19 protein-coding genes are annotated in these 20233 nt (G+C 67.5%); 5 read left to right on the top strand and 14 right to left on the bottom strand.

Annotation, left to right across the window (positions count from 1 at the left end):
- Window positions 1-102: 102 nt before the first annotated feature.
- Complete coding sequence (locus ABLE93_RS06275; protein WP_348838717.1) at window positions 103-402, top strand: DUF3253 domain-containing protein; 300 nt, start codon at window positions 103-105, stop codon at window positions 400-402.
- Between the two features lie 2 nt (window positions 403-404).
- On the opposite strand, the gene ABLE93_RS06270 is transcribed toward ABLE93_RS06275, so the two are convergent.
- The 5 genes from ABLE93_RS06270 to ABLE93_RS06250 all read right to left on the bottom strand — a co-directional run bounded on the left by ABLE93_RS06270 (window position 405) and on the right by ABLE93_RS06250 (window position 5670).
- Window positions 405-1205 (bottom strand): YdcF family protein, encoded by an 801-nt coding sequence (locus ABLE93_RS06270; protein WP_348838716.1) that lies wholly within the window; start codon window positions 1203-1205, stop codon window positions 405-407.
- Window positions 1206-1239: 34 nt separating this feature from the next.
- Window positions 1240-1980: an ABC transporter ATP-binding protein gene (locus ABLE93_RS06265; RefSeq protein ID WP_348838714.1), complete on the bottom strand. Its 741-nt coding sequence runs from the start codon at window positions 1978-1980 to the stop codon at window positions 1240-1242.
- Window positions 1980-3278 (bottom strand): lipoprotein-releasing ABC transporter permease subunit, encoded by a 1299-nt coding sequence (locus ABLE93_RS06260; RefSeq protein ID WP_348838712.1) that lies wholly within the window; start codon window positions 3276-3278, stop codon window positions 1980-1982. Before ABLE93_RS06260 ends, ABLE93_RS06265 begins: the two co-directional genes overlap by 1 nt.
- Complete coding sequence (proS, locus tag ABLE93_RS06255) at window positions 3275-4597, bottom strand: proline--tRNA ligase (RefSeq protein WP_348838711.1); 1323 nt, start codon at window positions 4595-4597, stop codon at window positions 3275-3277. The genes ABLE93_RS06260 and proS overlap by 4 nt, the downstream gene beginning before the upstream one ends.
- 443 nt (window positions 4598-5040) lie before the next feature.
- Window positions 5041-5670, bottom strand: a complete 630-nt coding sequence (locus ABLE93_RS06250; RefSeq protein WP_348838710.1) for a TetR/AcrR family transcriptional regulator — start codon at window positions 5668-5670, stop codon at window positions 5041-5043.
- Window positions 5671-5902: 232 nt separating this feature from the next.
- On the opposite strand from ABLE93_RS06250, the gene ABLE93_RS06245 reads away from it, so the two are divergent.
- Entirely contained in the window at window positions 5903-6859 is a 957-nt protein-coding gene (locus ABLE93_RS06245) for a homocysteine S-methyltransferase family protein (RefSeq protein ID WP_348838708.1), read from the top strand.
- A 60-nt stretch (window positions 6860-6919) separates the two neighbouring features.
- Here ABLE93_RS06245 and ABLE93_RS06240 read toward each other — a convergent pair whose 3' ends face one another.
- The 7 genes from ABLE93_RS06240 to ABLE93_RS06210 form a co-directional block, all read right to left on the bottom strand.
- The gene (locus ABLE93_RS06240; protein WP_348838706.1) at window positions 6920-7366 is read right to left on the bottom strand and encodes a VOC family protein; all 447 of its coding nucleotides are present in this window, start codon (window positions 7364-7366) and stop codon (window positions 6920-6922) included.
- A gap of 9 nt (window positions 7367-7375) precedes the next feature.
- Window positions 7376-7750, bottom strand: a complete 375-nt coding sequence (locus tag ABLE93_RS06235; protein ID WP_348838705.1) for an SUF system Fe-S cluster assembly protein — start codon at window positions 7748-7750, stop codon at window positions 7376-7378.
- Entirely contained in the window at window positions 7747-8994 is a 1248-nt protein-coding gene (locus ABLE93_RS06230; RefSeq protein WP_348838703.1) for a cysteine desulfurase, read from the bottom strand. The genes ABLE93_RS06235 and ABLE93_RS06230 overlap by 4 nt, the downstream gene beginning before the upstream one ends.
- A gap of 182 nt (window positions 8995-9176) precedes the next feature.
- Entirely contained in the window at window positions 9177-10517 is a 1341-nt protein-coding gene (sufD, locus tag ABLE93_RS06225; RefSeq protein ID WP_348838702.1) for a Fe-S cluster assembly protein SufD, read from the bottom strand.
- A 5-nt stretch (window positions 10518-10522) separates the two neighbouring features.
- Entirely contained in the window at window positions 10523-11272 is a 750-nt protein-coding gene (sufC, locus tag ABLE93_RS06220; protein WP_348838699.1) for a Fe-S cluster assembly ATPase SufC, read from the bottom strand.
- 88 nt (window positions 11273-11360) lie between these two features.
- Window positions 11361-12833, bottom strand: a complete 1473-nt coding sequence (gene sufB / locus ABLE93_RS06215; protein ID WP_348838698.1) for a Fe-S cluster assembly protein SufB — start codon at window positions 12831-12833, stop codon at window positions 11361-11363.
- Window positions 12834-12938: 105 nt separating this feature from the next.
- A complete protein-coding gene (locus ABLE93_RS06210) occupies window positions 12939-14111 on the bottom strand; it encodes a cysteine desulfurase family protein (RefSeq protein ID WP_510182994.1) in 1173 nt (390 codons plus the stop codon).
- A 389-nt stretch (window positions 14112-14500) separates the two neighbouring features.
- Here ABLE93_RS06210 and ABLE93_RS06205 point away from each other — a divergent pair, with 389 nt between their 5' ends.
- Window positions 14501-15163: an alpha/beta hydrolase gene (locus ABLE93_RS06205; RefSeq protein WP_348838696.1), complete on the top strand. Its 663-nt coding sequence runs from the start codon at window positions 14501-14503 to the stop codon at window positions 15161-15163.
- Between the two features lie 60 nt (window positions 15164-15223).
- Here the strand turns inward: ABLE93_RS06205 and ABLE93_RS06200 are convergent, their stop codons facing one another.
- Window positions 15224-16333, bottom strand: coding sequence for an anhydro-N-acetylmuramic acid kinase (locus ABLE93_RS06200; protein WP_348838694.1), 1110 nt, complete (start codon window positions 16331-16333; stop codon window positions 15224-15226).
- Between the two features lie 102 nt (window positions 16334-16435).
- Here ABLE93_RS06200 and tyrS point away from each other — a divergent pair, with 102 nt between their 5' ends.
- Together tyrS and rimO are read left to right on the top strand one after the other, a co-directional pair.
- Window positions 16436-17686: a tyrosine--tRNA ligase gene (gene tyrS / locus ABLE93_RS06195; protein ID WP_348838692.1), complete on the top strand. Its 1251-nt coding sequence runs from the start codon at window positions 16436-16438 to the stop codon at window positions 17684-17686.
- Between the two features lie 354 nt (window positions 17687-18040).
- Window positions 18041-19363, top strand: coding sequence for a 30S ribosomal protein S12 methylthiotransferase RimO (gene rimO / locus ABLE93_RS06190; protein ID WP_348838691.1), 1323 nt, complete (start codon window positions 18041-18043; stop codon window positions 19361-19363).
- A gap of 10 nt (window positions 19364-19373) precedes the next feature.
- On the opposite strand, the gene ABLE93_RS06185 is transcribed toward rimO, so the two are convergent.
- A complete protein-coding gene (locus tag ABLE93_RS06185; protein WP_348838690.1) occupies window positions 19374-20081 on the bottom strand; it encodes a type 1 glutamine amidotransferase in 708 nt (235 codons plus the stop codon).
- Window positions 20082-20233 lie beyond the last annotated feature (152 nt).

The raw sequence follows: 20233 nt of genomic DNA, 5'->3' as shown, positions 1-20233 counted from the left end.
CTTTAGGAATTTATCAACCTTTCGGCAAGGCCCCGCGCGAACCGTTCGCATCTGGCTGCCCTGCATTTTGTGCAGGGCCCGCCCTGCGCTAGGAAAGCGCCCATGAGCGCCGACCGACCCAGCGATTCCCCCTCCCCCGCGCCGCTTCCCGACGAGGAAGCGACCGCCACACTGCTGCTGCGATTCGCGGCGGAGGCGGGGGCCGGCAAGAGCTTCGGCCCCATGGACGCGGCGATGGCGCTGATGCCGAAGGCGGAATGGCAGCGCGCCCTGCCCGTGGTGCGACGGGTCGCTGTGCGCCTCGCGCTCGAAGGCCGGCTGATGATCTATCGCAAGGGCAAGGCGGTGGACCCCACCGACTTCCGCGGCGTCTACCGCATCGGCGCGCCCCGCGACGAGTGAGGTCAGGGCGCCGGGAAGAGCGCGCTGGTCTGGCCCGAGATGTAATAGGCGACCAGACCGACCCACTCCTTCACGGCGATGTCCGCCATGTCGAGGCCGCTCGCGGTGCGCGAGAAGGCATCGTCCAGCAGGTCCCGCCCCGCGGTGCGGAAATCCACCGGATAGGCCGTCACGTCGAACCCGGCCTTGCGGAAGCAGCCCATGGCGCGCGGCATGTGGAAAGCGCTGGTCACCAGCAGCCAGCGCTCGCCCGGCCTGGGCTTGAGCACCTCCTTGGCGAAGGTGGCATTCTCTGCCGTGTTGCGCGATTTGTCCTCGAACTCTACGCGGTTCTCGGGAATGCCGAGATCGGGCAGCACCAGCTGCATCATGCGCGCCTCGGTACCGACGCCGTCCGAGAACAGCCGCCCGCTGCCGCCGACGAAGGCGAGCCGCGCCTGCGGATACTGCCGCGCCAGCGCGCCGAAGGCGATCACCCGCTCGCCGGCATTGGCGAAGGCCGGCACCCCTCGCGCAAGCCCCACCTCGGGCACCTCCGCGCCACCGAGAAGGATGATGCCGGTCACCGGCGCATCGCCGCGATAGATGGGAAAGCGCTCCTCCAGCGGGCTCATGAGATAATTGGCGAGGGGCGAGAAGCCCACCACCAGCCAGCCGACGATGGCGACGCCGAGCAGCGTCAGCCCGGCCCGGCGCAGACGCGCCAGCGCCAGAACGAGGCCGGCGACAGCCAACAATGCCAGCGCGTTGGACGGCGCCACGAGGAACCAGAACACCTTGGCGGCGGTGAAGAAGGAATCCATGCCGTCTCCGGGCGCGAAAGAGCCGAGGGCGGCCTCAGGCGAGCTCGACCACCTTGCCTTCGCGCAGGGTGACGCGCCGGTCCATGCGCGCCGCAAGGTCGAGATTGTGCGTGGCGATGAGTGCGGCGACGCCGGTCGCCCGCACCAGCTCGGTCATGGCGCCGAAGACGTGATCCGAGGTCTTGGGGTCGAGATTGCCCGTGGGTTCGTCCGCCAGCAGCAGGCGGGGTGCGTTGGCAAGCGCGCGGGCGATGGCGACCCGCTGCTGCTCGCCGCCCGAGAGCTCCGAGGGGCGATGGGTGAGCCGGGCGCCGAGGCCGAGATAGGAGAGCAGTTCCTTCGCCCTTTTGTCCGCCTCGATCCGGCTGAGCCCGCGGATCATCTGCGGCATGGAGACGTTCTCCAGCGCGGTGAATTCCGGCAGCAGGTGGTGGAACTGGTAGACGAAGCCGATGGCGAGGCGGCGGATGCGGGTGCGCTCGGCATCCGGCAGGCGGGCGGTGGGCGCGCCGTCGATGAACACCTCGCCGGCGTCGGAATGCTCCAACAGTCCGGCGATGTGGAGCAGCGTCGACTTGCCCGAGCCCGACGGAGCGACCAGCGCCACCGACTGGCCCTGGGCGATGGCGAGGTCGGCGCCGCGCAGGATCTCCAGCGCCGCCTGCCCCTGCGCGTAGCGCCGCACGACGCCGGTGAGCGCGAGGGCGAGGGGCGGCCGGCCGGCGGAGGAGCCGGGCGCCGAGGTGCGGCCTTGGGGCGGAGCGTGCATGTCCATCACTCGTACCTCAGGGCTTCCACCGGATCGAGCCGCGCCGCCCGCCAGGACGGATAGAGGGTGGCGAGGAAGGACAGAGCCAGCGCCATCAGCACCACGGAGGCAGTCTCGCCGAAGTTCATCTGGGCCGGCAGGCGGCTGAGATAATAGAGCTCGGGGGAGAACAGCTCGGTGGCGGTGAGCCAGGAAATGAACTGGCGGATGCTCTCGATGTTCAGGCAGACCACAACGCCCAGCAGCAGGCCCGACACTGTTCCGACCACGCCGATCGAGGCGCCGGTGATGAGGAAGATGCGCATGATGGCGCCCTGCGTCGCGCCCATGGTGCGCAGGATGGCGATGTCGTGGCCCTTGTCCTTCACCAGCATGATGAGGCCGGACACGATGTTGAGCGCCGCCACCAGCACGATCAGGGTGAGGATGAGGAACATGACGTTCCGCTCCACCTGCAGCGCGCCGAAAAATGTGGCGTTCCTGACCCGCCAGTCCACGAGGTAGACGGGCCGCTCCGCCGCGCTCTGCACCGCGCCGCGCAGCTCGGCCACGTCGTCGGGATTGTCGAGATAGACCTCGATGGCGTTCACGTCGGCGTTGCGGTTGAAATAGGCTTGGGCCTCCGCCAGCGGCATGAAGACGAAGGCGCTGTCATATTCGGACATGCCAACCTCGAACACCGCGGCGATCTTGTAGACCTTGATGCGCGGCGAGGTGCCCATGGGCGTCACCGCGCCGCGCGGCGCAACGAGGGTGATGTTGTCGCCCGCCCTGAGCGACAATTGGTCGGCGAGGCGCTTGCCGATGGCGATGCCCTGCCCCTGGTCGAAATTCTCCAGCGTGCCCTGGCGGATGTTGTTGGACACCGAGGGCAGGCCGCGCAGGTCCTTTTCCGCCATGCCGCGCACCAGCACACCGGACGCGCCGAACGGCGAGGAGGCGAGCGCCTGCCCCTCCACCAGCGGCACCGCGAGGCGGATGCCATTGAGCTTTGAGATGCGCTCCGCCACCGACTTGAAGTCGGTGAGCGGGCTCTCCAGCGGCTGCACGAGCACGTGGCCGTTGAGGCCCAGGATCTTGCCGAGCAGTTCCTGGCGGAAGCCGTTCATCACCGCCATCACGATGATGAGGGTCGCCACCCCCAGCATGATGCCGAGGAAGGAAAAGCCCGCGATGACCGAGATGAAGCCCTCCTTGCGGCGGGCTCTCAGATAGCGCAGCGACAGCATCCATTCGAACGGCGCAAAGGGGCGCGTGCCCGCGGCGTCCTCGCCCGCCTTGGCCGTCGATGCTGCTGCCGTCATGCCTTCAGCCTCTCAAGGATGTCGCCGGGCGCGATCAGCTCGCGGGAGCCGTCCACGCGGCGCTTCAGTTCCACCTTGCCCTCGGCGAGACCCTTGGGCCCGACCAGGATCTGCCACGGCAGGCCGATCAGGTCGGCGGTGGCGAACTTGGCCCCCGCCCGCTCGTCCGTGTCGTCGTACAGCACGTCATATCCTGCCGCCGTCAACGCGGCGTAAAGTTCGCCGCACGCCGCTTCGGTGGCGCTGTCGCCGACCTTGAGGTTCAGAATGCCCACCTGGAAGGGCGCGACCGCGTCCGGCCAGATGATGCCTGCCTCGTCGTGGGACGCCTCGATCATGGCGGCCACGAGGCGCGAGGGACCGATGCCGTAGGAGCCCATGTGGATGGTGTGCTCCTTCCCGTCCGGACCGAGCACCTTGGCGCCGAACGGCTCGGAATATTTGGTGCCGAAATAGAAGATGTGGCCCACCTCGATGCCCCGGGCGGCGAGGCGCCGCGGCTCGGGAATGGCGTTGAAGGCGGCCTCGTCATGCTTCTCGGACGTGGCGGCATAAAGCTGCGTCCACCGGTCGAATACGCTCTGCAGGCCGGCCGCATCATCGAAGTTCACATCCGCGGGAGGCGGCGCCATGTCGAGATAGTCACCGTGGCAGAACACCTCGCTCTCGCCGGTGGAGGCGAGGATGATGAATTCGTGGGAGAGGTTTCCGCCGATCGGTCCCGTGTCCGCCACCATGGGAATCGCCTTGAGGCCCATTCTCGCGAAGGTGCGCAGATAAGCGACGAACATCTTGTTGTAGGAATGGCGGGCGCCGGCCGCGTCGAGGTCGAAGGAATAGGCGTCCTTCATCAGGAATTCGCGCGAGCGGTAGACGCCGAAGCGGGGGCGCACCTCGTCGCGGAACTTCCACTGGATATGGTAGAGGTTCAGCGGCAGCGCCTTGTAGGATTTCACGTAGGCGCGGACGATCTCGGTGATCATTTCCTCATTGGTCGGGCCGTAGAGCATCTCGCGCTCATGCCGGTCCCGGATACGTAGCATCTCCTTGCCATAATCGTCGTAGCGCCCGCTCTCGCGCCACAGGTCCGCCGACTGGATGGTGGGCATCAGCATCTCGATGGCGCCGGAGCGGTTCTGCTCCTCGCGGATGATGGCGCACACCTTGTTCAGCACCCGATGGCCGAACGGCAGCCACGCGTAGATGCCGGCAGATTCCTGCCGGATCATGCCCGCCCGGAGCATCAGGCGATGCGAGACGATCTCCGCCTCCTTCGGCACTTCGCGCAGGATGGGGAGAAAATAACGGGACAGGCGCATCGGCGGGGCTCGGCCTCTGGAGCGGGACGGGAGACGGGTGGCGGAGTGAAAGCGGATGGGGACGCAAAACACAAGAGCGGCGCAATATTGATGGTATTTTAAAACCATAATGCGCTGCAGCAAACCGCTTATTGCGGCGCAAGGATGACAAACGACAGATTCTTGTTCTATTTTCACGGCGCACAAGAAAGGGGACCGTCACCGGCCGGCCAGATGGCGGGTGAACGCGGTCCGGGTCTCGGGAGGAATCGAAGCAAAAAAGCCGACCGACGACCGCCTCTTGGCTCAAGCCTCTTGGCGCATACGGAATCGGCAACACGGATTGGCCGCGCGGCCACCAAGAGCGGACTGAGATCCGCAGGCGGCGCAGGACCCGTGGATTAAAAAAGGCGAGGCCCTTTCGGGGCCTCGCCTTTTTCTTGTCCGCACCAACCCGGCGCGGCTCAGCGCCCCGGCGCGAACATCAGCCTCACATAGGCGCGGAATTGCAGCACCTGTCGCGGCAGGATGGTGGGGTCCTGTAGCGCCCGGCCAAGAATGAGTGCACCTTCCACCAGCGTGGCCAGCATGTCGGCGAGGGCATCGACATCGACCTCCTCCCGCGGCGGATGGCTCCGGGCGATCAGCTCGAAGCGGGCCCGGAAGCGGTCGCGCCACGCCAGCATGGACGAGGCGTTCAAATCCCGGATCTCCCGGTTGAACAGCTGATCCTGGTAGCAGAACGAGGCAGCAAGGCAGCCGGGGTGCGCCTCCGGGAGCTGCGCCATGGCCTCGGCGAACAGCTTGAGGGCGATGAGGAGGCCATGGAGGGGGTCCTCGTCGAGTTCGTCCGCCCGGCGGAAGAGATCGTCGAGCAGCGCCCGGTCGTGCTCCAGGTAACGCAGCATCAGGGCCTTGGCGAGTTCGCCCTTGTCCCTGAAATGATAGAAGAAGCCACTCTTGGTGATGCCGACCGCGGAGATCAGCTCCTCGATGGAGGTGGATGCGAAGCCTTTGGCGAGAACCGCCTGCTCCGCGAGCGCGAGAATTCGCTCACGGGTGTCGCTGCCCCTGCGCGGCGCCTGCTCCAGCATGAACGAACTTTACCATAGGTAGGGTTGACAGCCCAGCCAGCGCTCGCTGCGGCCGATGCTCCGCAAGGCAGATCGGAAAGAGTGAAGCGGGCGCAATATCTTGGCGGAAAGAAGAGCCGACTTGACCACGAGTGGGCTGGATGCCCCCGGCCGATCCGCGCATCGTCCCGGCCATCCCGGCGCGTCCGCCCCGAACGGGCTGAGCCGCCGTCGTCCTTCCATGGAGATGGGAATGTGCAAGTACCGCACCGCATTGCCGCAACTGGCCGACCGCCTGTTCCTCATGGACGGAGGGCTCGAAACCACCCTCGTCTTCCACGAGGGCATCGACCTGCCGTTCTTCGCTGCCGCTGACCAATTGAAGGACGCGGCCGGCACGGAACGCCTGCGGCGCTATTACGACCGCTATGCCCGGCTCGCCGCCGAGGCGAGCCTGGGCTTCGTTCTCGATTCCCCCAACTGGCGGTCGAACCCCGACTGGGGCGAGAAGATGGGGCTTTCCCGCGCCGAGCTCGAGGACATCAACCGCCGCGGCGTGGCGCTCATGGAGGAGGTCCGCGCCCGGCATGAGCACGAGAATGCGCCCATGGTGGTTTCGGGTGTCGTGGGGCCGCGCGGCGACGGCTACCGGACGGATGGCGCCATGAGCGCCGCCGAGGCCCGCGACTACCACGGCTGGCAAGTGGGCATCTATGCGACCACCGGCGCCGACATGGTGGCGGCCTATACGCTCAACTATGTGGAGGAGGCCATCGGTATCGTCCAAGCCGCACAGCACGCCGGCCTGCCCGTTGCCATTTCCTTCACGCTGGAAACCGACGGGCGGCTGCCCTCCGGCCAAACGCTGAAGGATGCGATTTTTCAGACCGATGCCGCCACCGGCTCGGCGCCGGCCTATTACCTTATCAACTGCGCCCATCCGAACCACTTCGCCCATGTGCTGGAGCCCGCCGAGGACTGGACCGGCCGGTTGCGCGGCCTGCGCGCCAACGCCTCGCGCCGCAGCCACGCCGAATTGGACGCCGCGCCCGACCTCGACGCCGGTGATCCGGTGGAACTCGGCCAGCTCTATCGCGGGCTGCGCGCCCGGCTGCCCCAGTTCACCATTCTGGGCGGCTGCTGCGGCACGGACCACCGCCATGTGGAGCAGATCCGCTTTGCCTGCACCGGGGTGGCAGCGGCGGCATAGGGCGTTGATTTCGCGGGCCTTGGATTTCGTGGGCCGGCATCCGCAGCGCTGGACGACGATCTAGTAATTGGCCCACAGCCCTGGACTGGCGATTTCGGCGAGGTTGCCGTCCGGGTCGCGGAAATAGAGGCTGGTCGAGCCCTTCGGCCAGTGCACCTCGCCCTCGATGGCGACACCAAGGGCGGTGAGGCGGGCCCTCCAGGACTCGATGTCCGCTGCTGCAGCGGCAAAGGCGAAATGCAGCCGCCCTCCCCCGTCATGCGGGGGAATGGCGCCGCCGAAGGGCAGCGCGATGGCCTCGTCCGCCGTTCCGCGCAGAAACAGCAGCAGCACGGTCTCGCCCACCGGATAGGCGACGAAGCGCGCATCGGCGAGCATGGGGGAAAGGCCGAGGACGTCCTCGTAGAAGCGACGGGCGCGTGCCAAGTCGTCCACGTACAGGCCGGTCTCGACCACGCGGCCGAGCGGCGGCGGCGCGGCAAGCCCGGCGCCTTCCCCCTCAGCCATCGCCCGGGATCACCAAAGATTGAGGGTGGCGCGGGCCTCTTCGGACATGCGGCCCTGATCCCATGGCGGATCGAAGGTGATGTCCACCTTCACGTCGGACACCCCCGGCACGGCCGAGACGGCGCTCTCCACCATGCTCGGCAGCTCGGCTGCGGCCGGACAATTGGGCGTGGTGAGGGTCATTTCCACGGCAACGGTGCGCGCGTCGGAAATGTCCACTTTGTAGATGAGCCCGAGTTCGTAGATGTCGACGGGAATTTCCGGATCGTAGACGGTCTTCAGCGCACCCACGATGTCATCCGTCAGGCGGGAAAGCTCCGCCTCTGGGATGGTGGACTGGATCTGCGGCTGATGAGCCGCCTCAATCGACTTGGTCTCGGTCATGCGAACAAATCCTGCGCCTTGACGAGGGCGTCCACCAGACGGTCCACGTCGGCGCGCGTGTTGTAAAGAGCAAAGGATGCGCGGCACGTCGCTGAAGCACCATATCGGGCCAAAAGCGGCTGGGCGCAATGGGTGCCGGCCCGAACCGCGACGCCGTAGCGGTCGATGATGGTGGCCACGTCGTGCGGATGTGCGCCCTTCATCTCGAAGGAGATGATCGCCCCCTTGTCCGGCGCGGTGCCGATGATGCGCAGGGAATTCAGCGCCCGCAGGCGTTCGTGGGCATAGAGCGAGAGCGCGTGCTCGTGCGCGGCGATGGCGTCGCGGCCGATGGACTGGACATATTCCATTGCCGAGCCAAGGCCGATGGCCTGAACGATTGGAGGCGTTCCAGCCTCGAAACGATGGGGCGGCACGCCATAGGTGACGAAATCCTCGGTCACTTCGAGGATCATCTCGCCGCCGCCTTCGTAGGGCGGCATGGTCTCCAGCAGCGCCTTCCGGCCGTAGAGCAGGCCGATGCCCGTGGGTGCATAGAGCTTGTGGCCGGTGACGGCGTAGAAATCCACGTCGAGGTCGATCACGTCCACCGGCATGTGGACCACGGCCTGGCAGCCATCCACCGCCACCAGCGCCCCCACCTCATGGGCCGCCTTGGCGATCTCCTTGATGGGCGTGACCGTGCCCAGCACGTTGGACATGTGGGTGATGGCGACGATCTTGGTGCGCTCGGTCAGCAAGGCCTTGAAAGCGTCGAGATCGAACGAGCCATCCTCGCGCACCGGCGCCCACTTGATGACGGCCCCCTTGCGCTCGCGCAGGAAATTCCAGGGCACGATGTTGGAATGGTGCTCCATGATGGAGAGCACGATCTCGTCGCCCGCCTGAATGGACTGGCCGAGGGACGACGCCACCGTGTTGATGGCGCCCGTTCCCGAGCGGGTGAAGATGATCTCGTCCACGCTGGCCGCATTGAGGAAGCCCCGCGCCGTCTCGCGCGCCTGCTCGAAGGCCTCGGTCGCGGCATTGGCGAGATAGTGCAGGCCGCGGTGGACGTTGGAATATTCCCGCTCGTAGGCGGTGACCATGCGGTCGATGACCTGCCGCGGCTTCTGCGCCGAGGCGGCATTGTCGAGATAGGTGAGCGGATGGCCGTTCACCTCCAGCGCCAGGGCCGGGAAATCCGCGCGCACCCGCTCCACGTCGAAGGAGCCATTGGCGACGGCGGGGTGAGGCTGCGTCATGACAAAGTCCTCAATGAATTTCGGTCGTCATCTCAAGCTGGCGACGTCGCACCTGCCTCACCGTTGCCCTCCGGCTCGACCGGACGGGCATCCGCTGGCCAGGCGGCACGATGGATCCTCCGGTCAAACCGGAGGATGACCGGCGCTAGAGGTCAGCAGCGCGCCCTAGGCGAGGGCCCGCCCTAGGCCGCCCGCTTCGCCAGCCAGGCCACCATCCGGTCCATCAGCAGCTCGCGCAGCGCCTCGCTCTCCACCTGCTCAACCGCCTCGCCGACGAAGGCCTGGATGAGCAGCAGCTCGGCCTCGGCCTGGGGCAGCCCGCGCGAGCGCAGGTAGAAGAGCATCTTGTCGTCCAGCGCCCCGACGGTCGCGCCGTGGCCGCACTGGACGTCATCGGCGAAGATTTCCAATTCCGGCTTGTTGTCCATTTCGGCCGCGTCGGAGAGCAGCAGAGCCTTGCTCATCATCCGCCCGTCGGTCTTCTGGGCATCGCGGCGCACCACGATCTTGCCCTGGAAGACGCCGTGGGACGCGTCGGCCAGCACCGTCTTGAACAGCTCGCGGCTCTCGCAACCCGCCACCGCATGGTCGAGGAGGAGCGTGGTGTCGGCGTGCTGGCGGCCGCGGGCGAGGGTCACGCCGCTGAGGCTGCCCTGGGCACCGGTGCCGGCGAAGCGCCCGTAGACGCTGAAGCGCGAGAGCGCCGCGCCCTGGGCCAGGGAGAAATGGTTGAGCTTCGCGCCCCGTCCCATCTCCAGCATCAGCGTGCCGAGATGGAGTGCCGCGTCGCCCTCCTCCTGAAGACGCACGAGATGCACCGTTGCCCCATCGCCCACCACCAGCTCCATGGCGTGATTGGCGTGGTAGGCGACGCCGACGGTGCCGGAGAAGCTCTCCACCAGCGTCACCTCCGCCCCGGCCCCCACCACGATGACGGTGCGGGTGAAGCCTGCGGCGGGCTTGCCGCCGGGAAAGGCGTGGGCGAGGTGGACGGGACGCGCCACGCGCGCCCCCGCGTCGACGTGGAGGGTGAGCCCCTCCTTGAGAAAGCCGGTGTTGAGCGCGAGGGCCGCGTCGTAGCGGTCCGGCGACAGCGCGCCGATGCGATCCGCGAGCGGGTCGGCAGCGGCGATGGCGCTGTCCAGCGGCAGAGCGGCGACACCTTCCGGCAGCGCTGCGAGATCCGACGCCCCGCGGGCGAAGGCGCCCGCCACGAACAGGATGCGCGCGGCGTCCGGCACGCTGGGCACCAGTGCGAGGGCCTCGGCCTCAGCGGCTGCGTCGGGCGCGGTCGAGAGGGGCGGCACATCGCGCACGGCAGCGCGCAGGTCCGTGTATTTCCACTCCTCCACCCGCCGGTGCGGCAGGCCATGGGCGCGGAAGGCGTCGAGCGCAGCGCGCCGCACTTCGCCGATGCGGCCCTGCCCTGCCTCGGCATCGAGCGTCGCCTGGAGGGTCAGAGCCAAAGCCTCCTCGGCCGCGGTGCGGACGGGACGGAGGGGCGTGCGAACGGGAGCATCCATGGCGCTCACGCCGCGTCCTGCTCGTAGGCGGCATAGCCGGATTCTTCCAGCTCCAGCGCCAGCTCCTTGCCGCCGGAGCGGACGATGCGGCCCTTGTGCATCACGTGCACCACGTCCGGGATGATATGGTCCAGGAGGCGCTGATAGTGGGTGATGACCAGCATGGAGCGCGTGGGCGAGCGCAGGGCGTTCACCCCGTGGGCCACCACCTTCAGCGCGTCGATGTCGAGGCCGGAATCGGTCTCGTCAAGGATGCAGAGCTTCGGCTCCAGCAGCGCCATCTGGAGGATTTCGTTGCGCTTCTTCTCGCCGCCGGAAAAGCCCACGTTGACGCCGCGCCGGAGCATCTCGGGCGACATGCCGAGGTCGGGCGCCTTCTGGCGCACCAGCTTGAGGAAGTCCGGAGTCGAGATCTCTTCCTCGCCGCGGGCCTTGCGCTGCGCATTCATCGCGGCGCGCAAGAAGGTCATGTTGGCGACGCCGGGAATTTCGATGGGATACTGGAAGGCGAGGAACAGCCCCGCCGCCGCCCGCTCTTCCGGTGCCAGTGCGAGGATGTCCTGGCCGTCGAAGGTCACGCTGCCGTCCGTCACCTCATAATCCGGCTTGCCGGACAGCACATAGGACAGCGTGGACTTGCCGGAGCCGTTCGGCCCCATGATGGCGTGGATCTCGCCATCGGGGATGGTGAGGTTGAGGCCCTTCAGGATCTCGTTGTCGCCGATGCTGGCGTGAAGGTTCTTGATTTCGAGCATTGCTGTGTCCGTTGAGGTCGCATCGTGCGCCGCGGCCGAAACGCCGCGCGCAGCGAGAAAAGTGCGCGCCGGCCACGCCGGCGCGGGTTTAGCCCACCGAGCCTTCGAGACTCACCGCGATCAGCTTCTGCGCCTCGACGGCGAACTCCATGGGCAATTGCTGGAGCACGTCGCGGACGAAGCCGTTGACGATCAGGGCCACCGATTCCTCCTGTGAGAGGCCGCGCTGGAGGCAGTAGAAGAGCTGGTCTTCGGAAATCTTGGAGGTGGTCGCCTCGTGCTCGAACTGCGCCGAGGCGTTCTTGGCCTCCATATAGGGCACGGTATGCGCCCCGCAGTGGTTGCCGATGAGCAGCGAGTCGCAGTTGGTGAAATTGCGCGCGCCGGTGGCCCGGCGATGCGCCGAGACAAGGCCTCGGTAGGTGTTGTCCGAATGCCCGGCGGCAATGCCCTTGGAGATGATCCGGCTCGACGTGTTCTTGCCGAGGTGGACCATCTTCGTCCCGGAATCCACCTGCTGGTGGCCGTTGGAAATGGCGATGGAATAGAACTCGCCCTGGGAATTGTCGCCGCGCAGGATGCAGCTCGGATATTTCCAGGTGATGGCCGAGCCGGTTTCCACCTGGGTCCAGGAGATCTTGGAATTGTCGCCCCGGCAATCGCCCCGCTTGGTGACGAAATTGTAGATGCCGCCCTTGCCGTCCTTGTCGCCGGGGTACCAGTTCTGGACGGTGGAATACTTGATCTCGGCATCCTTCAGCGCCACCAGCTCCACCACGGCGGCGTGCAGCTGGTTCTCGTCGCGCTGGGGCGCGGTGCAGCCTTCGAGATAGCTCACGTAGGAGCCCTCGTCGGCGATGATGAGCGTGCGCTCGAACTGGCCGGTGTTGCGCTCGTTGATGCGGAAATACGTCGACAGCTCCATCGGGCAGCGCACGCCAGGCGGGATGTAGACGAACGAGCCGTCGGAGAAGACCGCCGAATTCAGCGTCGCGTAAAAATTGTCCGACACCGGCACCACCGAGCCGAGATACTTCTTCACCAGCTCGGGATGTTCGCGGATGGCTTCGGAGATGGGCATGAAGATCACGCCCGCCTTGGCCAATTCCTCCTTGAAGGTGGTGGCCACCGACACGCTGTCGAACACCGCATCCACCGCCACGCGCGAGCCGCTGGCCCCCTCGATGCCGAGCAGCGCATCACGCTCGCGCAGCGGGATGCCGAGCTTCTCGTAGGTCTTGAGGATCTCCGGGTCGATCTCGTCGATGGACTTGGGCGCGGCCTTGGGTGCCGAGTAATAATAATAGTCCTGGAAGTCGATGGCCGGGTAGCTCACCCGCGCCCAGGTGGGCTCTTCCATGGTCAGCCAGCGCCGATAGGCGTCGAGCCGCCATTCCAGCATCCATTCCGGCTCGGTCTTGCGCGCCGAAATGTAACGGATCGTGTCCTCGGACAGACCCTTCGGCGCCTTCTCGCTCTCGATATCGGTGACGAAACCGTACTTGTACTGGTCCACGTCGATCGCGCGGACGCGTTCGACCGTTTCCTGAACCGCAGGCATCTTCTCATCTCCTCTCCCGCGCGGGGTCAAGGCCCGCGGGTCAAGTCACGTCTTCGGTTCCCGGCCGCCCATGATGGACGGCCCAAACTTAAATCCTCGCCGGCATCAGGCCGCGCAGCTGGCGCGGCGCCTCAGGTCCGACACGGCCTTCGCGATGGCCGTCACCACCGCATCCACATCGGCGTCGGTGCTCGACCAGCCGAGAGACAGGCGGATGGCGCCGGCCGCTTCGTCGTCCGGCAGGCCCATGGCCGCCAGAACGTGGGACGCGCCGACCTTTCCCGACGAACAGGCCGAACCGGCGCTTACACTCAAGTGGGCAAGATCGAGGGCAATCACCAGTGTCTCGGCGCGAAGTCCGGCAAATGTGAGCATGCTGGTGTTGGGGAGGCGATCCACGCCGGACGCGACGACCCCCGCCCCTGCAACGCTGGCGAGCACCGCCCGTTCCAGCCTGTCGCGCAGGCCAGCGAGGCGGACCGTCTCCGCATCGAGGCTCGCGCGGGCAGCCGACGCGGCCGCGCCGAAGCCGCAGATGGCCGGGCCGTTCTCCGTGCCCGCCCGCCGGCTGCGCTCCTGCCCGCCGCCACTCAGCAGCGGCGCGGTGCGATGATCGGGTCCCGCCGCCACCAAGGCGCCTATGCCCGGCGGCCCGCCGAGCTTGTGCGCCGAAAGCGCGAGGAAATCGGCGCCCAACGCCGTCATATCCACCGCAATGCGCCCGGCCGCCTGGACGGCGTCGCAGAAGACGATGCCGTCGGCGGCATGCACCAGCGCCGCCGCCTGAGCCACCGGCTGGATTACGCCGGTCTCATTGTTGGCCGCCATCAGCGCCAGCATGGGGCGCCGCCCGGTCGCCCGGTGACGGGCGATCGCCAAGGCGAGGGCGTCGAGATCGAGCCGGCCGGCGCCGTCCACAGGGAGGATTTCGACCGCGTCGTCCGCGAACCGGTGCCCACGCAGCACGGCGGGATGCTCCACCGCGCTCGCCAGCAGCACCTGGCAGGGCCTTGCGCGGCCGGCGATCTCTACAGCCGGGTGAAGCGCGAGCGCCGCGGCTTCGGTTGCACCGGAGGTGAAGACGACGGCGCGCGGCGGGGACCCCACAAGGCGTGCGACTTCGGCCCGCGCTGCCTCGATTCGCGTGCGGGCCGCGCGTCCTTCGGCATGGACCGATGAGGCGTTGCCGCCCGCATCCAGCGCCGCGACCAGCGCCGCCCGCGCCTGCGGCCGCAGCGGGCTCGTGGCATTGTGATCGAGGTACGCGCGGGTCCGCACAGCCGCGGCGCCCAACGCCGTCGCCGCCTCAGCCGAACCGTGCCGGCCTTGCGATCCCAAGTCGCCGCCCGCGCTCATCTCCGCCTCCCGATCCCTCGTGCGCAACGCATCCGGGACCCGCGCCAGACTTGCAATTGCCGGCAATCTCGGTCATAGGTCAAACTTCACCCGTTCTCGCAATGCAGCGCCTTTCGGTTTGCGCAGCCGGCGGGAACAGATTAGAATTATTCTAAATAGATAGGTCTCCTGCCCCCGTAAGTCAAGCATTACCCTTCCGGCGTCAAGTCGTTAGGGTGCTGCCGGGGCAGGGCTCGCGCCCCTCCCGGCCGTCGGACGGAACAGCCCGGCCCACGTCTTGCGCCATTGCTACCCAGAGGTTGCAGACTTCCATGCCAGAAGTGATCTTCCCCGGCGAAAAGGGGCGCCTCGAAGGCCGCTACCAGCCCGCCAAGACCCGCAATGCGCCCATCGGCATCATTCTTCATCCCCACCCGCAGTTCGGCGGGACGATGAACAACCCTGTCGTGTACAATCTGTACTATCAGTTCGTGAACCGTGGCTTTTCCGTGCTGCGCTTCAACTTCCGTGGCGTCGGCCGCTCCCAGGGCTCGTTCGACCACGGCCAGGGCGAGCTTTCGGACGCTGCCGCGGCCCTCGACTGGGCGCAGTCAGTGAACCCGGATGCCCGCGCTTGCTGGATCGCCGGCTTCTCCTTCGGCGCCTGGATCGGCATGCAGCTGCTCATGCGCCGCCCGGAGGTGGAGGGCTTCATCTCCATCGCCGCGCCGGCGAACCTCTACGACTTCTCCTTCCTCGCCCCCTGCCCCTCCTCTGGCCTTTTCGTCCATGGTGACAAGGACGCGGTGGTGCCCACCACGGCAGTGCAGACGCTGGTGGAGAAGCTGAAGACGCAGAAGGGCATCGTCATCGAGCAGCAGGTGGTGCCCGGCGCCAACCACTTCTTCGACGGCAAGACCGAGGAATTGATGGGCGTGGTCGGCACCTATCTCGACAAGCGCCTCCCCGGCACCCGCAAGGACAGCGCCGCCTGATCGCCAGCTACCCCCGCTTCAACGGCGCGCCTCGGGCGCGCCGTTTTCATTTGGGGCTCCCTACGGCCGGAACAGCACGCCCCCCGTCGTCGGCGCACCCACGCCCGTGGTCGTCGGGAAGGTCAAAGGCAGGCCCCGCAGCGCGCGGGCGGCGAGATAGCCGAAGGCATGGGCCTCCAGCGCATCGCCGGACCATCCCACCTGATCGGCCGTGCGCACCTTCGCCCCGAGCCGCGCTGCGAGCATGGCAAGCAGGGTCGGATTTCGCGCACCGCCGCCGGCAACGATCCAGACGGCGGGCGAGCGTGGAAGATGCGGCAGGATGGCGGCAACCGTCTCCACCGTGAGCGCCGTGAGCGTTGCCGCCCCATCCTCCACGGAGAACCCGCCAAGCCCCATGCGCTCCGACACCGCCCGCCGGAAGGCGTTGCGGTCCAGCGACTTGGGCGGGGGCTGGCGGAAGAAGGGATCGGCTATCACCGCCGCAACAAGCGCCGCGTCCGCCTGCCCTCGCGCGGCCGCGCGGCCGTCCGCGTCGAACGGGACGCCGGTGCGATCCTTCATGAAATCGTCGATCAGCGCGTTGCCCGGCCCGGTGTCGCAGGCAATCGGCGGGGCGTCGCCGTCGATCACCGTGACATTGGCGACGCCTCCCACGTTCAGCACCGCCACCGGCTGCGGCAAAGCGAGGCGGCGCACCAGCGCCTGATGGAAGACCGGCACCAGCGGCGCCCCCTGCCCGCCCGCCGCTACGTCCGCCGCCCGGAAATCAGCGACCACCGGGATGCCGAGCGCCGTGGCCAGCCGCTGCCCCTCGCCGATCTGCACGGTGAGGCGCGCATCCGGCCGGTGAATCACCGTCTGGCCATGGAAGCCCACGAGGTCGATGTCGCCGGGCGTGAGCCGCAGCGGCGCCAGCAGCGCGCGCACGGCCTCTGCGTGCAGATCGGTGATGCGCCGCTCGGCTTCCGCCAGCGCACCCGGTCGGTCATCGCGATGGTTCACGCCGCGCGCATCCTCCATGGCGGTGACGAGGAGGGCGCGGGTCTCCGCGTCGATGGGGCGGGTGAGCGCGGGACCGAGCCAGGCGACGGTTTCGCCATCCGTCTCGATCAAGGCGGCGTCAATTCCGTCCATGGAGGTGCCGCTCATCAGCCCGACCACACGCATTGGAGCCCCCTCGCCTCACGCACATGCATTCTTGCGCCGGACCTGATACACCACCGCTCCTTTCCGGCGCGTGAGCGCCAGCCTCAAGCCTCGATCTGTGCGATGACCTCTCCCGCCTTCCGCTCCGATTTCCTGCGCACGCTCCATGAGCGCGGCTACATCCACCAGTGCTCGGACCTCGAGCGCCTCGATGCCAAGGCCGCGGAAGGGCCCATCACCGCCTATATTGGCTTCGACGCTACCGCATCGAGCCTGCATGCGGGCCACCTGCTCTCTATCATGATGCTGCGCACCCTCCAGCGCACCGGCCACAGGCCCATCGCGCTCATGGGCGGCGGCACCACCAAGATCGGCGATCCGTCCGGCAAGGATGAAGCCCGCAAGATGCTGACCGACCAGCAGATTTCGGACAACATCCAATCCATCCGCAAGGTCTTCGCGCGCTTCCTCGATTTCGACGGCGGCGCCATCATGGAGAACAATGCGGCCTGGCTGGACGAGCTGAAATACATTCCCCTGCTGCGCGAGGTGGGGCCGCACTTCACCATCAACCGCATGCTCACCTTCGATTCGGTGAAGCTGCGCCTTGAGCGCGAGCAGCCCCTCACCTTCCTCGAATTCAACTACATGATCTTGCAGGCCTATGACTTCGTGGAGCTGAACCGGCGCCACGGCTGCATGCTGCAGATGGGCGGCTCCGACCAGTGGGGCAACATCGTCAACGGCATGGAGCTGGGCCGCCGCATGCACGGCGCCGACCTGTTCGCGCTGACGACGCCGCTGCTTACCACCTCCTCCGGCGCCAAGATGGGCAAGACCGCCGGCGGCGCCGTGTGGCTCGATGCCGACCTGCTCTCGCCTTATGAGTACTGGCAGTACTGGCGCAACGCCGGCGATGCGGACGTGGAGCGCTTCCTGAAGCTCTTCACCGAGCTGCCGCTGGACGAGATCGCCCGCCTCGCCGCGCTTCAGGGCCAGGAGATCAACATCGCCAAGGAGGTGCTCGCCACCGAGGCGACCGCGCTCCTGCACGGCCGCGAGGCCGCCGAGAAGGCCAAGGAAACCGCCCGCACCACCTTCGAGCAGGGCGCGCTGGCGGTGGACCTGCCCACTGTCGAGCTGCCCCGCGCGAAGCTGGAGGCCGGTCTCGGGGTCGCCAACGCCTTTGTGGAAGCCGGCCTCGTCGCTTCCACCAGCGAGGCGCGCCGCCAGATCAAGGGCGGCGGCTTGCGCGTGAACGACGCCGCAGTCACGGACGAGAAGGCGGCGCTCGACCTCTCCGCGCTCACCCCCGAGGGGGTGGTGAAGCTCTCCATGGGCAAGAAGAAGCACGTGCTGCTGAAGCCCGTGTGAGGCGCAGAGCCGCTCTCGCGCCTCGGCCGACTGGAGCGCAGCGGAAGGAGAGCCGTGGCCCAGCGCAACATGTCGCCGAAGGCGGCTGATCCCGGGGATCTTCCAGAGTATTGCCGGCTTCGCCGACCTTGCCCCTGGACCCCGGCTCGGCGCTCCGGCTCCGCCGTCGCTGGTCCGGGGAGCGAGGCGTCCCTCCTTCGGCCACAAAGGCGGGTCATTGGGCGCAACGTTGACTGCCCCGTCGCGCTGCCGTAAGCGCACGCCCTTCGCACAGCCACCTGTTTCAACGCATTTTCTCCACGCGAACCGGTTCCCACTTCGCTTGAAAATGCTTCAGAAAGAACCCGCCTCCCCATGGCCGAGCCCGCGCCGCGCATCTCCTTCGTGTCCCTCGGCTGCCCCAAGGCGCTGGTGGACAGTGAGCGCATCGTCACGCGCCTGCGCGCCGAAGGCTATGAGCTGACCAAGACCCACCAGGGCGCGGACCTCGTCATCGTCAACACCTGCGGCTTCCTCGACAGCGCCAAGGCCGAGAGCCTGTCCGCCATCGGCGAGGCTCTGGCGGAGAACGGCAAGGTTGTCGTCACCGGCTGCATGGGCGCCGAGCCCGAGCAGATCCGCGAGGTGCATCCGAGCGTTCTCGCCATCACCGGCCCGCAGCAATACGAAAGCGTGCTCGCCGCCGTCCACGAGGCGGTGCCACCGCAGCACGATCCGTTCCTCGATCTCGTGCCCGAACAGGGCGTGAAGCTCACGCCCCGGCACTATGCCTATCTGAAGATCTCCGAGGGCTGCTCCAACCGCTGCACCTTCTGCATCATCCCCCAGCTGCGCGGCGACCTTGTCTCCCGCCCCGCCGCCGATGTGCTGCGCGAGGCCGAGCGGCTGGTGAAGGCGGGCGTGAAGGAACTCCTCGTCATATCGCAGGATACCTCCGCCTATGGGGTGGACCTGCGCTACGCGCCGAGCCAGTGGGGCGACAGGGAAGTGGCGACCCGCTTCCTCGACCTCGCGGCGGCGCTCGGCGACCTCGGCGCCTGGGTGCGGCTGCACTATGTCTATCCCTATCCGCACGTGGATGCGGTGATGGAGCTGATGGCCGCCGGCAAGGTGCTGCCCTATCTCGACATTCCCTTCCAGCACGCGAGCCCCACCGTGCTGAGGCGCATGAAGCGCCCGGCCTCGCAGGAAAAGACGCTCGCGCGCATCCAGGCGTGGCGGGCGGCGGTGCCGGACCTGACGCTCCGCTCCACCTTCATCGTCGGCTTCCCCGGCGAGACGGAAGCAGAGTTCGAGGAGCTTCTGGCCTTCATGGAGGAAGCCGAGATCGACCGCGCCGGCGCCTTCAAGTTCGAGCCGGTGCGCGGGGCGGATGCCAATGCTTTGCCCGATCCGGTGCCGGACGAGGTGAAGCAGGACCGCTACGACCGCTTCATGCGTACCCAGCAGAAGGTCTCGGCCCGCCGGCTGAAAAAAAAGGTCGGCACCCGCCAGCAGGTCATCATCGACTCTGTGAGCCCCGACGGCGCCATCGGCCGCACCAAGGGCGATGCGCCGGAGATCGACGGCACGGTGAAGGTGTTCTCCCGCCGCCCGCTGCGGGTGGGCGAGATCGCCACCGTGAAGATCGAGGCCGCGGGACCCTACGACCTTACCGGCACCGCCGTTGGGTTCTGAGGGGCACCCCTCACCAGGTCGCCTTGAAGTTCCGGTAGAGCTGCTCCGCCGCCCGCGCGAACAGCGGCATCCGCTCCCGCGTCGCGGCCTCGAGCAGCGCCTGCCCGCCGGCGCCGGTGATGGCCTCCAGCGCGCAGCGGTATTCGGGAATCACGCCCCACTCGGGCACCGTCTCGTCGGTCAGCTCCACGTGATACTGGATGCCGAACGCCCTCTCCCCCACCTGTAGCGCCTGGATGGCGCAATGCTCGTTCTCGGCCAACACCACCCCGCCCGGCGGCAGGGCCAGCACCGCCGCGCCATGCCACTGGAGGGTCGGAAAGGAGGGGCCGAGCGACTTGAACAAAGGGGATTCGCGCCCGGCTGCCGTCAGCGTCACCTCGGTGACGCCCACTTCCGGCCTGGCCATGAGGCCGACCTTGCCGCCCAGAGCATCGGCGAGGAGCTGGTGGCCGAGGCAGACGCCGAGATAGGGCTTGCCGGTTGCCACCCAGTCCCGGATGGCAGCCTTCTCGGCGACAAGCCACGGCAGTTCTTCCTCCTGCCACACGTCCATGGGGCCGCCGAACACCATCAGCGCGGCGTAGTCGTCGAAAGCGGGAATCGCCGCGCCCTCGTCCAATTCGACGGCGTCCCAGCTCACCCCGTCGGCGCGCATGAAATCGCGGAAGCGGCCGGGATGTTCGCAGGCGACGTGCTGGAAGACGAGGACTTTCAAGGATCTCTCCGGGCGTGCGGGCGATCGCGTGGCGGCGAGCGCACATAGTGGCGCAGCGCCCGCCGCCGCAGCAAGCCGATGCTGCGTTTGCGAACTGATATTGGTGCAATGTAGCGCCAGGGGGTTTGACCTCAGCGGCAGGCGGGGCTAAT

Source organism: Xanthobacter pollutisoli (assembly GCF_040044995.1).
Lineage (GTDB): Bacteria > Pseudomonadota > Alphaproteobacteria > Rhizobiales > Xanthobacteraceae > Xanthobacter.
Note: the sequence above shows the minus strand (reverse complement) of the source record. Positions and strands in the feature narration are given on the sequence as shown.

Excerpts from the sequence above, each read along its gene's own strand:
- ABLE93_RS06235 (WP_348838705.1), bottom strand. The coding sequence starts at position 7,750 with ATGACCGAGACCAAGTCGATTGAGGCGGCTCATCAGCCGCAGATCCAG.
- ABLE93_RS06275 (WP_348838717.1), top strand. The coding sequence starts at position 103 with ATGAGCGCCGACCGACCCAGCGATTCCCCCTCCCCCGCGCCGCTTCCC.
- ABLE93_RS06265 (WP_348838714.1), bottom strand. The coding sequence starts at position 1,980 with ATGGACATGCACGCTCCGCCCCAAGGCCGCACCTCGGCGCCCGGCTCC.
- sufB (WP_348838698.1), bottom strand. The coding sequence starts at position 12,833 with ATGCCTGCGGTTCAGGAAACGGTCGAACGCGTCCGCGCGATCGACGTG.
- ABLE93_RS06260 (WP_348838712.1), bottom strand. The coding sequence starts at position 3,278 with ATGACGGCAGCAGCATCGACGGCCAAGGCGGGCGAGGACGCCGCGGGC.
- ABLE93_RS06270 (WP_348838716.1), bottom strand. The coding sequence starts at position 1,205 with ATGGATTCCTTCTTCACCGCCGCCAAGGTGTTCTGGTTCCTCGTGGCG.
- ABLE93_RS06240 (WP_348838706.1), bottom strand. The coding sequence starts at position 7,366 with ATGGCTGAGGGGGAAGGCGCCGGGCTTGCCGCGCCGCCGCCGCTCGGC.
- ABLE93_RS06205 (WP_348838696.1), top strand. The coding sequence starts at position 14,501 with ATGCCAGAAGTGATCTTCCCCGGCGAAAAGGGGCGCCTCGAAGGCCGC.
- sufC (WP_348838699.1), bottom strand. The coding sequence starts at position 11,272 with ATGCTCGAAATCAAGAACCTTCACGCCAGCATCGGCGACAACGAGATC.
- ABLE93_RS06230 (WP_348838703.1), bottom strand. The coding sequence starts at position 8,994 with ATGACGCAGCCTCACCCCGCCGTCGCCAATGGCTCCTTCGACGTGGAG.
- sufD (WP_348838702.1), bottom strand. The coding sequence starts at position 10,517 with ATGGATGCTCCCGTTCGCACGCCCCTCCGTCCCGTCCGCACCGCGGCC.
- ABLE93_RS06200 (WP_348838694.1), bottom strand. The coding sequence starts at position 16,333 with ATGCGTGTGGTCGGGCTGATGAGCGGCACCTCCATGGACGGAATTGAC.
- tyrS (WP_348838692.1), top strand. The coding sequence starts at position 16,436 with ATGACCTCTCCCGCCTTCCGCTCCGATTTCCTGCGCACGCTCCATGAG.
- ABLE93_RS06245 (WP_348838708.1), top strand. The coding sequence starts at position 5,903 with ATGTGCAAGTACCGCACCGCATTGCCGCAACTGGCCGACCGCCTGTTC.
- proS (WP_348838711.1), bottom strand. The coding sequence starts at position 4,597 with ATGCGCCTGTCCCGTTATTTTCTCCCCATCCTGCGCGAAGTGCCGAAG.
- ABLE93_RS06250 (WP_348838710.1), bottom strand. The coding sequence starts at position 5,670 with ATGCTGGAGCAGGCGCCGCGCAGGGGCAGCGACACCCGTGAGCGAATT.
- rimO (WP_348838691.1), top strand. The coding sequence starts at position 18,041 with ATGGCCGAGCCCGCGCCGCGCATCTCCTTCGTGTCCCTCGGCTGCCCC.